This window comes from Pseudoalteromonas sp. SR44-5, from assembly GCF_014163675.1.
In the GTDB taxonomy this organism is placed as follows: domain Bacteria; phylum Pseudomonadota; class Gammaproteobacteria; order Enterobacterales; family Alteromonadaceae; genus Pseudoalteromonas; species Pseudoalteromonas rhizosphaerae.
The window spans coordinates 37,256-52,291 of record NZ_JACJDT010000006.1 but is presented as its reverse complement, the minus strand read 5'-3'; the positions used below and the strand labels follow the sequence as shown (position 1 = coordinate 52,291).

At 39.6% G+C, this 15,036-nt stretch carries 10 protein-coding genes; 7 read left to right on the top strand and 3 right to left on the bottom strand.

From position 1 onward, the window contains the following. Positions 1-52 precede the first annotated feature (52 nt). The 3 genes from H5154_RS04920 (at position 53) to H5154_RS04910 (ending at position 4,225) form a co-directional block, all read left to right on the top strand. Positions 53-2,932: an insulinase family protein gene (locus tag H5154_RS04920; RefSeq protein WP_182717576.1), complete on the top strand. Its 2,880-nt coding sequence runs from the start codon at positions 53-55 to the stop codon at positions 2,930-2,932. 147 nt (positions 2,933-3,079) lie between these two features. After that, the gene (locus H5154_RS04915) at positions 3,080-3,670 is read left to right on the top strand and encodes a DUF1287 domain-containing protein (RefSeq protein WP_182717575.1); all 591 of its coding nucleotides are present in this window, start codon (positions 3,080-3,082) and stop codon (positions 3,668-3,670) included. Positions 3,671-3,820: 150 nt separating this feature from the next. Beyond that, complete coding sequence (locus H5154_RS04910; RefSeq protein WP_182717574.1) at positions 3,821-4,225, top strand: DUF1801 domain-containing protein; 405 nt, start codon at positions 3,821-3,823, stop codon at positions 4,223-4,225. Positions 4,226-4,305: 80 nt separating this feature from the next. On the opposite strand, the gene H5154_RS04905 is transcribed toward H5154_RS04910, so the two are convergent. Further along, positions 4,306-6,486, bottom strand: a complete 2,181-nt coding sequence (locus tag H5154_RS04905) for an OsmC domain/YcaO domain-containing protein (RefSeq protein WP_182717573.1) — start codon at positions 6,484-6,486, stop codon at positions 4,306-4,308. Positions 6,487-6,870: 384 nt separating this feature from the next. Here H5154_RS04905 and H5154_RS04900 point away from each other — a divergent pair, with 384 nt between their 5' ends. From H5154_RS04900 to H5154_RS04890, 3 genes are all read left to right on the top strand, one after another. Further along, positions 6,871-7,305, top strand: a complete 435-nt coding sequence (locus H5154_RS04900; protein ID WP_182717572.1) for an antitoxin Xre/MbcA/ParS toxin-binding domain-containing protein — start codon at positions 6,871-6,873, stop codon at positions 7,303-7,305. Then, on the top strand, positions 7,305-7,778 hold the full coding sequence (locus H5154_RS04895; protein ID WP_182717571.1) for an RES family NAD+ phosphorylase: 474 nt from the start codon (positions 7,305-7,307) through the stop codon (positions 7,776-7,778). Before H5154_RS04900 ends, H5154_RS04895 begins: the two co-directional genes overlap by 1 nt. 2,092 nt (positions 7,779-9,870) lie before the next feature. Next, entirely contained in the window at positions 9,871-10,110 is a 240-nt protein-coding gene (locus tag H5154_RS04890; RefSeq protein ID WP_182717570.1) for a hypothetical protein, read from the top strand. 142 nt (positions 10,111-10,252) lie between these two features. On the opposite strand, the gene H5154_RS04885 is transcribed toward H5154_RS04890, so the two are convergent. Continuing rightward, a complete protein-coding gene (locus tag H5154_RS04885; protein ID WP_182717569.1) occupies positions 10,253-11,635 on the bottom strand; it encodes a Na+/H+ antiporter NhaC family protein in 1,383 nt (460 codons plus the stop codon). Positions 11,636-11,941: 306 nt separating this feature from the next. Then, positions 11,942-12,844, bottom strand: a complete 903-nt coding sequence (locus H5154_RS04880; protein WP_182717568.1) for an AraC family transcriptional regulator — start codon at positions 12,842-12,844, stop codon at positions 11,942-11,944. A gap of 189 nt (positions 12,845-13,033) precedes the next feature. Here H5154_RS04880 and H5154_RS04875 point away from each other — a divergent pair, with 189 nt between their 5' ends. Next, a complete protein-coding gene (locus H5154_RS04875) occupies positions 13,034-14,554 on the top strand; it encodes an aldehyde dehydrogenase family protein (protein ID WP_182717567.1) in 1,521 nt (506 codons plus the stop codon). Positions 14,555-15,036: the final 482 nt, after the last annotated feature.

Here is a 15,036-nt window from a genome sequence, read left to right as displayed (position 1 = left end):
TGAATTTTACCGATCATTCAAACAACAAATAAGTATGGATCACATTCTCAATATGAAAAAAATAATTACTTTAAGCGCTATTGCTTTAGCAGTATTAAGTGGCTGCGGCACTACCACCACAGCGGTACAGCAGCAAACGTCATTACTTTCAGATACGCTGGTAATAAGTCCCAACGATACTCGTCAATATAAAACCCTTAAACTTGCGAATGAGATTGAAGTAATTTTAGTGTCGGATCCAACTGCTGAAAAATCAGCCGCTTCATTGAGTGTGGGTGTTGGTTTATTACATGATCCAATCAGCCAGCAGGGAATGGCGCATTATTTAGAGCACATGCTATTTTTAGGCACAGATCGTTACCCAGATACCAAGGGTTACTCTGATTTTATGACTAAAAACGGCGGCGCCCACAATGCTTATACATGGTTAGATATTACTAATTACATGTTTGAAGTAAATAACGATGCTTACGATGAAGCATTGGATCGTTTTGCTGACTTTTTTAAATCCCCTAAGCTTTACCCAGAATACACCGATAAAGAAAAAAACGCAGTAAACGCCGAATGGTCAATGCGTCGCGAGATGGATTTTTTTGGTCAGTTTAAGCTTGCCCGACAAATGATGGGCGATCATCCAGCTAATCGTTTTTTAATCGGTAATCTTGAAACATTAGGTGATAAAGACGGTAGCTCTCTACATAAAGAAACCGTTGATTTTTATAATAAATACTACTCTTCTAACATTATGAAAGTAGCAATGATTTCAAATCTACCACTTGCGGAAATGGAAGCGAAAGCACAAAAATACTTCGCTGATATTGAAGATAAAAAGATCGACAAACCAACTGTTACCACAAAGCTAGATTTTGATAACGTAGGTGGAAAACGCGTTCACTACGCGCCGAATGAAGACGTAAAAGAGTTACAACTTGATTTTACTATTACCGATAACAGCAATGAGTTTGCCGTTAAACCTAACCGTTTTGTAGCATACTTATTAAGCAATGAAATGCAAGGTAGCCCGGCGCAAATTTTGCGTGATAAAGGCTGGGTTTCACAACTTTCAGCCGGGGCAGCACCAACCCAATATGGTAATTACGGTGCGCTGACGGTTAATGTGCAATTAACAGACGAAGGCATGAAAAACCGTGAAACGATCGTTGCAACAATAATGCAATATATTGATTTGATCAAAAAAGAAGGTGTAGATAGTAAATACTTTAATGAAATTCGCACTTCACTTAATAATGAATTTCAATTTTTAGAAAAAGGCGATGAATTTGGCTATGTCAGTAATTTAACTGGTAGCATGCAAGATTATCCACTAAACCACGTTATTAATGCGCCTTTTTATTATGCTAAGTTTGATGCAGCTGCGATCAACAACGTACTTGCGCAACTCAATGCTGATACTCTACGTATTTGGTATACCTCACAGCAAGAAGAAACCGATTCACAATTGCATTTTTACGATGGTAAATACCGCATTGAAGATATCAGTGATGCTGAAATTGCCAGCTGGAGTAAGCCTAGTCAGTTTGCCTTAGCATTACCTACGGTAAATCGTTTATTACCTGAGAGTTTTGCGATTAAAACAGCACAATTTGCAGAGCAAAAACACCCTAAGCTGGTATATGATAAAAATGGCGTAAAAGTATGGCGTCAAGCGAGTCAAAACTTTGCCGAGCAACCGAAAGGTTTGGTCGAAGTTTACTTAAATACCCCAGATGCTTTGACGGATATCAAAGCTAAAGTACTTTATTCAGTATGGTCTGACTTATTTAACTTACAACAAAGCAAGCTAAGTACCGAAGCTGCCGTGGCAGGTATGAGTGTTGGCCTTGAAGCAAGTAACGGACTTATCCTTTCAATGAGTGGTTTTACCGATAAACAAAATGTTTTACTCGCGCAAGCACTGACAAATATTGATGTGCAAGTAACTGAGCAAGGTTTTGCTCAAGCGCTTGATCGTTACCAACGTGATTTATTAAACGCCCAAAAACAATTCCCTTATTATCAAGCATTTGGTGAGTACTCTAAATTAATACGAACAGGCAGCTTTGACACCGATGCACTGATCAATACGGCAAAAGCATTAACCATTGCAGATTTTGAGCAGCTTAAACAGCATACCTTTGCTAATAACGAAATGCGCGTGTTCACTTATGGTAACTATAACCAATCAGATGTTGAAGCGATAGCTAAAGAGTTAACGGCAGTTTTACCAGCGGCGCATAAAAGCACTGAATTTGCGCGCAGTAAAGCGTGGTTACCGCAACCAGGCGAAACGATTGTATTGCAAAAAGATATTGATGTGGCTGATGTAGCTATCATTGATATGACCGTACACCCGATTGCAGGCTATAAGCAAAAAGCGCAAGCGCAAGTCTTACAAGGTCACTTTAGTACCGTCGCGTTTGACAAGTTACGTACTGAAGAGCAATTAGCATATGCGGTTGGTGGCTTAGCACGGCCAATTGAAGATTACTCAGCGATTGGCTTGTTTATTCAAACCCCAGTAAAAGATGTAAAAACCATGCAAGCGCGTTTTGAAGAGTTCAAAATGCAATATGCAGTAGAGCTTGATAACATGAGTGAAGAAACCTTCGAGCAGCTTAAAAATGCCGTATTAGTGTCGCTTAAACAGCAGCCTAAAAATCTTAGCGATGAAATGGGCCAACTGATTGGCGATTGGTATCGTGAAAACTTTGATTTTGATTCAAAGGATAAGTTAATCGCTGAAGTTGAAAAAGTCACGCTTGCTGATATCAAAGACTACTACCAGCAAACTATGTTAAACCCACAAGCTGCGCGTTTAAACGTACAGCTTCGTGGTAGCAAATTTGCCGACAAACCGTTTGCAGATTTACCAAAACAAACATTGGTAACAGACTTACAAGCGCACTTTAATGGCATTAAATTGCAAAAGTAATTTAGCACATTGAAGCGTTGAAAAAGATTAAAGCCCAAGCGATTTGCTTGGGCTTTTTTTATGAATCATTATCTTTTAAATAATTTACAAAATGTACGTACAGTGTAACTATATAAAAAAGGAACAGCTCAAACCGCTAGGATTTTGATGAATAAGATAGTGTGCATATTGCTACTGCTAAGCCCTTTTTATAGCTTAGCCAACTCATTTGCTGATGATTTTGTAAACGCTGCAAATGATAGAACAACACAAAGCGTGCGCTATGACGGCGCTTATCACCGCATTGCCTATCCAAATGGCGATGTACCTGCCAATATTGGCGTATGCACAGATGTAATTATTCGCAGCTACCGAGCACTGGGTATCGATTTACAAAAGTTAGTTCATGAAGATATGCGCGATAATTTTTCAGTCTATCCATCAACAAGAATATGGGGGCTAACTAAACCCGATAGTAATATTGATCATCGTCGCGTGCCTAATTTACAGGTTTTTTTTAAACGCCACGGTACAGTGCTGCCCATAACTAATAATGCTCAGACCTATAAAGCGGGCGATATTGTCACGTGGATGCTGCCGGGCAATTTGCCGCATATCGGTATCGTGGTAGATACATACACTGCAGATAACAAAACCCCATTAATAGTGCATAACATAGGCGCAGGGCCGCAACTTGAGGATGTACTGTTTCGTTATAAGATCACCGGCCATTATCGGTATGAGCCAGCCGTTAATTGATTGCGGGTATCTGGAAACATTCAGAAAAGCCGGCATGGTTAGCTAAAAAGCCGAAGTGGCAGGGCAAAATTTACTCAGCACAGATAAACAAAGTAAAAATACTTGAGTTAACGAAATAGCCTAATTTTACGACTCTTTAAGGAGCGTAAAATGCATCAGAGTGTTAAACAAAAATTTACGACGTACCCTGAAAATATCGCGGTTGTATTACATGAGATCAGAAGTCTGATTTTGCAGGTAGCTGTGCAGGATGGCATCACTGAACTTGAAGAAACACTCAAGTGGGGAGAGCCGAGTTATATTTCAAAAATAGGCACTACCATTCGTTTTGATCACAAACCAAAATCAGCTGAGCAATTTTGTATTTACTTTAACTGTAAAACTAAACTTATTGAAACCTTCAAAGAGCTTTATGGTGATACGTTTAGCTATGAAGGTAACCGTGCTTTGGTGTTTAAGCTTAATCAAACCGTGCCAGTTAAAGAGCTAGCCCATTGTATATCGTTGGCTTTGCGCTATAAAAAAATAAAGCACCCGCCATTGCTAGGTGCTTAAATTTAAGAAGTTATTGTCCGGCAGAAAGAGCAACAGCGCGATATAAACTCCCGCCTACGCAAATCTCGCGCTGACAATAGTTATTTGGCTCTTGCAGCGCGAGCCCCATGCAGTTTTTTATAGCTGTCGATCAAACGCTGATGACGATCTAACCCTTCAAGTTGCATATTGGTTGGAGTTAAACCGTAGAACATCACATCACCATTGATAGAGCCGACTACTGCATCCATTACTTCTTGGCCAAACATGCGGGTGAAGCTGTAAATGTAGTCTTCAATTTCTAAATCATCATTTAGCGCAACTTCTAAAGTCGCGTGCATTGCTTGGTAGAATAACCCGCGTTCAACAGTGTTATCGTTAAACTGTAAGAAGGTTTCAACCAGTTCCATGGTCGCTTCTAAATCGCCTAATGCTAAATAAATTAGCAGCTTAAGCTCAAGAATAGTTAACTGACCCCACACGGTGTTTTCGTCAAACTCAACGCCAATTAAGGTGATGATATCGATGTAATTATCAAGCTGGCTGTCTTCTAAGCGCTCAACTAAGTCGGCAAGTTGGTCTTCATCTAAACTGTGCAGATTTAAAATATCTTCACGGTATTTAAGGGCTTTATTGGTGTTATCCCAAATTAAGTCTTCTACAGGGTAAACCTCTGAATAATCAGGCACTAAAATACGGCATGCGATGCCAAGGTCTGAAAATTCAGCAATATAAGCTTCTTTACCTAAGGCTTTTAAAATACCAAATAAGCTAGCTGTTTCTTCTTCGTTAGTACCTGAAAAATCCCATTCCACAAAGTCATAATCGTGTTTAGCACTGAAAAAGCGCCATGAGATCTTACCGGTTGAATCAATAAAGTGTTCAACAAAGTTTTCAGGTTCAGATACTGCCATGCTGTTGAATGTTGGTTTAGGTACGTCGTTTAAACCTTCAAAGCTGCGACCTTGTAATAGCTCTGTTAAGCTACGTTCAAGGGCCACTTCAAAACTTGGGTGTGCACCAAATGAAGCAAATACGCCACCGGTTTTCGGGTTCATTAACGTTACGCACATGACAGGGAATTGCCCGCCTAGAGATGCGTCTTTTACAACAACCGGAAAGCCTTGCTCTTCTAAGCCTTTAATACCGGCAACAATACTAGGATATTTAGCAAGTATAGCTTCTGGTACGTCTGGCAATACCAGTTCTTGCTCGATGATTTGGCGTTTAACAGCACGTTCAAAAATCTCAGATAAACATTGTACTTTGGCTTCGGCAAAGTTATTACCCGCACTCATGCCGTTACTTAAAAACAAGTTTTCAATCAAGTTTGATGGAAAGTACACAGTTTCGCCGTCAGAGTGACGCACATATGGAATCGAGCAAATACCTCGCTCAACATTACCAGAGTTAGTGTCGATAAGGTGCGAGCCACACAGCTCATCTTCAGGGTTGTAAATGCTCAGGGTATAGTCGTCTAAAATACCTTCTGGCAGTGAGTCATCATCAGTGAGCTGAAACCATTTTTCGTTCGGGTAATGAACAAATTCGCTGTTGGCAATTTCCTCACCAAGGAACTGGTCATTGTAAAAAAAGTTACAGTTTAAACGTTCAATAAACTCGCCAAGGGCTGAACATAATGCGCTTTCTTTGCTGGCGCCTTTACCATTGGTAAAACACATCGGTGATGCAGCATCACGAATATGCAATGACCAGACGTTTGGTACAATATTACGCCATGATGAAATTTCAATCTTCATGCCTAAGTCAGCCAAAATCGCAGTCATATCAGCAATGGTTTGCTCAAGCGGTAAATCTTTACCTAAAATAAAGGTGTTTTCGCTGCCTTCTGATTTTGCCATTAACATGGCTTGCGCGTCGTTATCTAAGCTTTCTATGGCATCAATTTTAAATTCAGGTATGGTTTGAATAACACGCTTTACGGTACAACGATCAATAGAGCGTAAAATGCCGGTGCGGTCTTTTTCTGAAATACTTTCAGGGAGTTCAACCTGGATTTGGAAGATTTGGTTATAACGATCTTCAGGGTCAACAATGTTGTTTTGCGCAACACGAATACCGTCAGTCGAGATATCACGGGCATTACAATACACTTTAATAAAGTACGCAGCACATAAAGCCGAAGATGCTAAAAAGTAGTCAAATGGACTTGGCGCAGAGCCATCGCCTTTGTAACGGATTGGTTGATCCGCAATGACTGAGAAATCGTCAAACTTAGCTTCTAATCTAAGATTATCGAGAAAATTAACTTTAATTTCCATTGAGTTGGTCCACCTTCATGCGCACTAATAAGTAAGGCTTGCAGGTGTTTGCGCCAGACTTAGTCAGTGTATTTTCATTTAGCTGCAATTATCCGCTTTTTAGGGGAGCAGATACAAGTAATAGTCGTGGTTAATTGGAAAAAGAGTAATGCTCGCGAGGGTAAAGTTAGCAAGGTTAAAGGCCAAAGTTGTTAGTGTGTTTGAATTTACTCAAGAGAGTACTTTACATTAGACTGATACAGAATTAGACAAATTGCATGGTGCGCATGAGATGCAAGAACCCCAGCGGCCATCTCGTTCAGCTATCAGTGAATAGCGCTATGTCACCTTGCTAGTTTTGACACTTGGTATTATAATTAACGACAATTGTCGCTGGAGGTGTTTATGGAAACTTTAAAGTTTGATTTTATAAAAGTAGTGAGTGGTGGGTTAATCACTAACAACTCTAATGCATTAGAAGAAATTACTGTTGCTACTACAGGCTTGAAAGCTTCGTCCATTTTCCTTCTTAGTAAATCGCTTGGATGGGAACAAAAACTAATAGCTAAGACTATTGGTACTACTACGCGGACATTGGAGCGACATGTAAAAGAGCGCAAACGTTTAGGTATTAACTTAAGTCAAAATGCATTGGAAGTTGCACGTTTGTCGTCTATAGGTATTTCATACTTTGGTGATGTAAAACGTTGGAATGAGTGGTTGAACACCGCTCATACGCAGTTCGATGGCAAAGCGCCAAAAGAATTTTTGCATACCATTCGCGGCCGTGAGTTAATTAAGCGAATTATTAATGGGCTAGAGTATGGATTCACTGCTTGATGATTTGTTATAGAATTGCCCCAACTGAACATAACAATTCAAATAACGCGCTATCAGGCCTAGGTGGGCTTTATGCCGAAGGTAGGTGGCACATGGTTGGTAAACCTGTTGTTTACACAGCAAGTAGCCGTTCACTTGCAATGCTTGAGAGGTTAGTGAACGACTCTACGGATATACTTAACAAACAGCTATCAGTCACATCGATATTAATACCTGATAAACTGAAAATTAAACGCTTGGTTGTATCTGATCTACCAAGTGACTGGGATGATCACCCTTATATATTAAAAACCCAAATAGTGGGTAGCGACTGGTTAACGAGTATGGGTGAAGCTGTACTGCAAGTGCCTTCCTCTGTTTGTTCAGATGAATATAATTTTATAATAAATCCCGCACATACTGATGCGCATGAAATAAAATGCGTTGAATGCCAACCATTTAGTTACCCTAAAAGATTAGCTTTAAAGCTTTAGTGATTTAGTAAGTGGCTGATTCGACCACTTACTATCAGCTTGAAAATATATTTTCAACCACTTAGGCATGTTTTTAGAGCCTATTTTCATTGCTTCCAATAAGTGCTATTTATACAAAAAAGTTCAGACTGTAAGCAAGAATCGCTATTCACTAATTGTACTGGGTTTAATTTCTTAAACTTTGTGTCTGCCACAATTTAACAGAGCGTAGCGAAAACCTCGGGTGCTTGATTGCAGACCGGGAGGGGAGTGTTCAAAAATCAGTTAGTCGAATTAGATAATAAAGAAAAGCACAGTGCTTAGTTAGGACTCCTTTAAACGGGGGGGGCGCTTGCGGGCGATTCTTTAATCTATTGATTTGATAGATAGAATAACTTAACCTATCTCATCTTAACTTTATTTAATAATCTAGGCGACAATAAGCACTCATGAAACAATTCTTTGTTAAAACACTGTCGGTCATTTGTAGTCTTTTATTTCTAATTATTAGTATTCTATTGATTTTCGGAATACTCACTCGTAGCGACGAGAGCTTAAATCTTTTTTTGTATATCCCATTCATATTTGCTCCGTACCTGTATGTTGTAGTGCGAGCATGGGAAGATAATATTTTAAAAAATCAGCATTTGATCATACGATTCATCATTCTCTGCTCGGTATTACTATTGATATTTCCTAGTGTGTTTGGTTACTTCTTATCAACAAGAGTTTATAAAATAACCTCTATTTTCTATTATACTAGTTCTACCTCTACTGCTGAAGTAGCGGTGTGTGAGCTTATAGGTTTGTTATTACTTCATTCGTTATTAACTTATTATACGAAAAAGCGAATAATACCAAATGCATAAAGTTAGTGATCAATTTGTTAGCGTGTATAAATTTTCAGTAACAAGGTGCGTGATTGACTATGACATAGGGCCCGTAGTGGAATATTACAGGAGTAATTATTGAGTAATAGTTGGCTTATTATTTTGATTGAAAGCAACGTAGCTATTAGATAGTTAGGTCGCCTTAAAATGAACTTTCATTTAATGCAGTTGGCGCAAAGCCTACGTTAACAGACACTTTACTAAACGTTGTGTCATCGACGACATAATAGGTAGAAAGTAGAAGGCAAAGATAAGTAAAGAGATAAGTAACTTTCAGATTTTATCTCTGCTTATTTATCTAGGAGTATGCCAAGCCAATAAAGACATTGTTAAAGCCGCCCCCTAATCCCATATCACTCTAATTAATGGTATTCTTAACTTTATTTTTCTATTTTTTTCTTTTTTCACAATAGAAAGTGCCGAGATTAATCACCAAAGGAATTACCAAACCGACCAAAAAAGCAATTAACAATATGATTGACAAGTTGGTGTAATAGATAATGGAAGGCCACCCTCTTTGGCTTTTTTTATAAGTTAGAGGCCAACCATGGTTGATAACTATTTTGGTAGTGAGAGTTTCAAGGCTGTACCCCGTTTTTATGCTTGATTTTTCTTCATGTGAAAGCATTATGGATGCTACTATTATAAAAATAAATAAGAGCTGGATAAACAAGCTTTTGGATGGATAAATAGTCTTGAGCATAATGATTATGGCTTTTTTAGATGGCTAAGGATATATGCGTTCAGTATAAAGAGGGCGTTCCTATTTTACAACTCATGCATACCAGCGTGAAAAACGCTTAGAAAGTACAATCACAGGCAAACAATCTAAAAGATCTTACGTTTTGCAGGCATTTCACGCCAAAATAGTTGTTAGCTTAAAAATCCGGCCACTTAGTAAAAAGTTAAATAGTATCAGTCAGTTATTTTTTTTCGAATAATTTGACTTTAATAGGGATAATGACCCATTTAATAGCTGAAATTAAAGTACCAAGTACCAAGTAGCAATAGAAATGTTTTGAGCCTAAAAAGTAAATTTAGTTGTACAGTTTTGTTTGCTCAATTAAAGTGGCTGTATAGTTAAATGGGTTTGTTTTTAACCTTCACCTCGCTAACTTTTTCCTGCACCTAATTCTCCTAAGCTATCACAGCTGCATTAAAAGCTAGTAATTAACTACACTAAAAGCTAATTTTCAACTTCAGCAAAAACTAGCTGTGTTAACATGAATCAAGTGTCAGTAAAGCTTACACATTCTCTAGAGCGATTAAAGCTATTGCAAGATAGTGGCATTATTGCTGTGCAATCGAAAATGCTTGAGCGCACCGATAGAGAGCGCTTGACTAAGCATGGCTTCATTAAAGAGGTAATGCGAGGTTGGTATATTCCTTCAAGCCCAGATGAACAGCAAGGCGATGTAACGCTTGCTATACGTCCTTTTGTGTGGCATATATGGAAGCTTTAGAAATGGCAAGTGTAGAGCAAAATATTACTCCTTTTACAAAATTTCTAGCTTCGTTATTATATCCGATTCTTTCCTTGATAAAAAATTAGCGCGGGTATTTATTTCCCGCGCTGAAAAGCTAGACCATTTTTAACCTTTGTCGTTATGCTATCACTAGAAACCCGACAAATGCACAGGCTGCTGCGATGAGTGTATAGGGCAATTGAGTAATTGCGTGACTCATTAAGTTACAGCCTGAACCTTGTGCTGCAAGGACAGTTGAATCTGAGTAAAAACATGCTTGGCTACCAAATGATGAGGCAGATAACAGCGCACCAATCACCAGCGGTATATTTGCATCAACCGCGACTGCCAGAGGCATCACAATAGGAATTGTTACCGCAAAAATACCCCAGCTTGAGCCTGTAGCAAACGCCAAAATTGCCATTGCTAAAAACACCACTGCAGGTAAATAGCCTGCGGTCATGAATGGGCTTAAGGAATCAATTACAAACTGTGGTAATAGTAGTTGGTCGCACACATCTTTAAAAATAAATGCGGCGATCACAGTTCCTATTGCTGGCAACATGCTTTTAAAACCATCGAGCATTTTTTCAATCATTTCGGCAAATGGCATTAGCTTTTGCAGCATATAAAATGGCAGCGTCACGGCGAATGTCGCTAATAACCCTTTGTATACATCAATGTCAAAATACACAGTGAACGCAACGAGCAATAATATAGGCAGTAAAAAGTTGTACAGTTTGCCGTGGCTGTCTGCGCTTTCAAAGCTTTCTTCAACGGCTTTTACTGCGTATTCATCGGCAGTTTGCACTTCGTTGTACTGTGCAGGATCTACTTGCGGTTGTTCTTGCATCGCCTGTAATTGGGCTTTTTTCATCGGCCCAAATAAAGGGATAACACCAAGTACCACTAATGGCACAAGTAACACGGCAAACCATGCATACAGCATATAGGGTATTGCTTGAATATACACAGCAATACCTTGGCCTTCGACGGCTATGTTGTTATCAACCAACAAGCCGCCAAAAAACACCGCCCAGGTAGACAGCGGCACTAATACACAGATTGGCGCTGCGGTAGAGTCGACCACGTAGGCAAGCATTTCACGGCTGATTTTAAATTTATCGGTAATGCGTTTCATGGTTTCACCCACGGTAAGCGCATTGAGGTAATCGTCGATAAAAATCACGATACCGAGCAAAAAGGTCATGATCAACGATGAGCGTGGGCCTTTACAAAAGCGCAGCGCAAAACTACCAAATGCTGCTGCACCACCGGTGCGCACGAGCAATGCGATTAACGCACCAAAGCCACCACACACTAGAATAAGCCAGCCGATTGTTTCATCTACCATTACTTTTAACGATGCCGCAGCAAAGTTGCTAAGCATTTCAACAGGATTTAGCATAGCAAGGCCAACAAGGGCACCGATCAGCAAAGATAAAATAGGACGACGTAGCACGATCGCCAAAACCACCACTACAACTGGCGGCACAAGACTTAACGCAGAAGGTTCGAGCATTTAAGTATTCACAAAATAAAAAGCATTTGAGTAATTGGCTCAAACTGCTTAACAAAAACAAAGAATGTTAGCCCAACGGCTGATATTCCAAGTCACTGCTTTTGCACGCAGAAGTCACTGTTAGGTTTCGCGGTGGGTTTAGCACAATTGCGACACAGTAAAATGCGTTGGCTTGGCGCCAGACGGTGCAGGGGATGCATGCCGCTATTGTTATGCCGATAAAAACATCAGCGGGAAAATAATCTGCAATTGCGTTCGAGTCAATAAAAACTTTTAATTTAGTTAAAAATTCTTAATAGATGAATATTAATGCTTGCATTGTTTAGGTGAAACACCAAATTTTTGCTTAAACAAACGGCTAAAATGACTGGGATTGGTAAAGCCAAGATCGTAGCAAACTTGGCTTATTTGTTGTCCTGATTGTAGAAGTTGGCGAGATTTCTTTAATCTTAGCTGTTGTTGCCACATGGCCGGAGTTTGCCCAAAGGCGAGTTTGAATTGCTGGTAAAATTTACTACGGCTCATGCAGGCTATTTTACATAAAGTATCGATATCTAAAGTTTGATTAAGATGTTCTTTAATAAAATGTAGGGCATCGGTTAATGGGCATGCAATAGTTTGTTGGCAATTGGCGAGCATTAAATCGCGGCTTTGTTGTTGTAATAATCGAGTGATTAACTCATTTACTGATAGATCAATTAAATAATGACGATCTTGCTCGTTTTCGCTAAATAACCCAATCATCCGTTCAAGTAATTGTTGGGTTTGTTGATTGTGTTGGGTATGCACCAGCTTTGGAATGTAATGAAAAAAATCATCGCTGCTTATTTGCTGCTGCATATTTAGCGCGTCAGCTACTTGGCTGATTTTATCGCGGCTAATTTCGATAGCCAAACAGGTGGTAGGTTGCTTCATTGATGCTTCTGGGAAGTCGATTAAAACCCCTTGTTCGGGTGCTAATACAAATGATTGCTGGGGTAAAAATTCTTCATGGTAGTTACTGTCAGCAACGTGCATCACTTTTTTACCGCTGATCATGCCGCAAAACAGCAGTTCGCTGGAATGCAGTGCTACTTTTTGTGCGTCTTGGTAGGTGTCGTAAATGCTCAGCTCGGCGTTGTCTGAGGCAAAAGTAATTTTATTTTCGATCAGTACATCAACCGCTTGGCGCTTTTTAGTCAGTTTTTCAGTCAATAACGTGGTATTCATTTTATTTCCTTTAAACACGACCAACAGAGTTTGGACGCACAGACATGTTTTTTGGACAGCTAATCAAGTTTTTATGCTTCTTATAAGCTAATGTCAACAGGTGACGGATAAATAAACAACAATCTCCCGTCAAACTTAGTCAATTTGATTAAATTTAAAAAGCAACATTTTGAATAAAGGACACACACAATGATCTATGCAAATCCTGGCAGCGACGGCGCACTTATTAACTTTAAATCCCAGTACGGTAATTACATTGGCGGACAGTGGGTCGAGCCTGTAAATGGTCAGTACTTTGATAATATTAGCCCCGTTAATGGTAAAGTATTTTGTAAAGTACCACGCTCTGATAAAGCGGATATTGAACTTGCCCTTGATAAAGCCCACGCTGCAAAAGCTGCTTGGGGTACAACTTCAGTAACGGCTCGTAGTAATATATTATTAAAAATAGCTGATCGGATAGAGCAAAACCTTGAGCTTCTTGCAGTTGCCGAAACGTGGGATAACGGTAAAGCCATTCGCGAAACATTGGCGGCAGATATCCCACTGGCGGCAGATCATTTTCGTTATTTTGCCGGTTGTATTCGCGCCCAAGAGGGCAGTATTGGCGAGATAGACGAAACCACAGTCGCGTATCATTTTCATGAGCCACTGGGCGTTGTTGGACAAATCATTCCGTGGAACTTCCCAATTCTAATGGCCGCATGGAAACTCGCACCAGCGCTTGCCGCAGGTAACTGTGTGATACTCAAACCGGCTGAACAAACACCAGTATCTATTTTAGTGTTGATGGAAATTATTGGTGATTTATTGCCTGCAGGCGTGCTTAATGTAGTAAATGGCTACGGTAAAGAAGCGGGCGAAGCGCTGGCAACCAGCACGCGTATAGCTAAAATTGCTTTTACCGGCTCAACTCCTGTTGGCTCACACATTTTAAAATGTGCCGCAGATAACATTATTCCATCAACGGTTGAGCTCGGTGGTAAATCACCGAATATTTTCTTTAACGATGTAATGGAAAAAGACGATTCCTTCCTAAGTAAAGCCATTGAAGGCGCAGTACTTGCGTACTTTAACCAAGGTGAAGTGTGTACTTGCCCATCGCGACTATTTATTCAAGAAGATATTTACGAGCAGTTTATTGAGCGTATTTTAGAGCGCACATTAAAAATTAAACGCGGTAACCCGCTTGATAGTGAAACCATGGTAGGCGCACAAGCGTCTAAAGCACAGTTTGATAAGATTCTCAGCTATATTGAAATTGGCAAAAAAGAAGGCGCACAAGTACTTACTGGCGGCAATGTAGAGCAACTAACAGATGAGCTAAATGGCGGTTATTACATTCAGCCAACGCTGTTAAAAGGCACTAACGATATGCGGGTATTCCAAGAAGAAATTTTTGGCCCGGTGATTTCAATGTCGACCTTTAAAGACGAAGCCGAAGCACTCGAACTGGCTAATAGCTCTGAATTTGGTCTAGGCGCAGGGGTATGGAGCCGCAACATGAACCGTGCTTATCACTTTGGCCGCAAAATAGAAGCAGGCCGTGTATGGACCAACTGTTACCATATGTATCCTGCACACGCTGCGTTTGGTGGTTTTAAAAAATCAGGCATCGGCCGCGAAACCCACAAGCTTGCGCTTGACCATTACCAACAAACTAAAAATTTATTAGTAAGCTACAGCGAAGATCCGCTCGGCTTCTTTTAAATAAAGCGGTTAAGCTTAAACAAATAATTTTTATGAGTAATGAAAGCGCTGTATTGTTGCAGCGCTTTTTTACTTTTCTAAAGCACTGCGCTTTATATCCTCAAACACCTGTAATACCTTCCAAAATGACAATTAAAACAACACCAAGTCCTCTTTTTATATTTTTCGTGAAATAGAAGTAACCGATTGAATCAAAATAGGAATTCGACTGTGGTTAATACATCAATAAAAAATAAATTAAAAACGAATTACTCTTCAGGCTCGTTAGGTTTTTATGGAGGCTGGAGTGCAATCTAAGCTGCTAAAAATTAAATCCCAATTCCTTGAAGTCATTTAGATATTTTGAGCTCTTATATGCGCAAAAATATTGAGTTTGCAAAAAGCGAGGCGGAGCAAAAGGATCCCTTTGTGATGTCGTATTTTATGAAAAAGATGATGAATTTGAATATATTTATGCAAATATCTTTTAATGTCCTAAATTT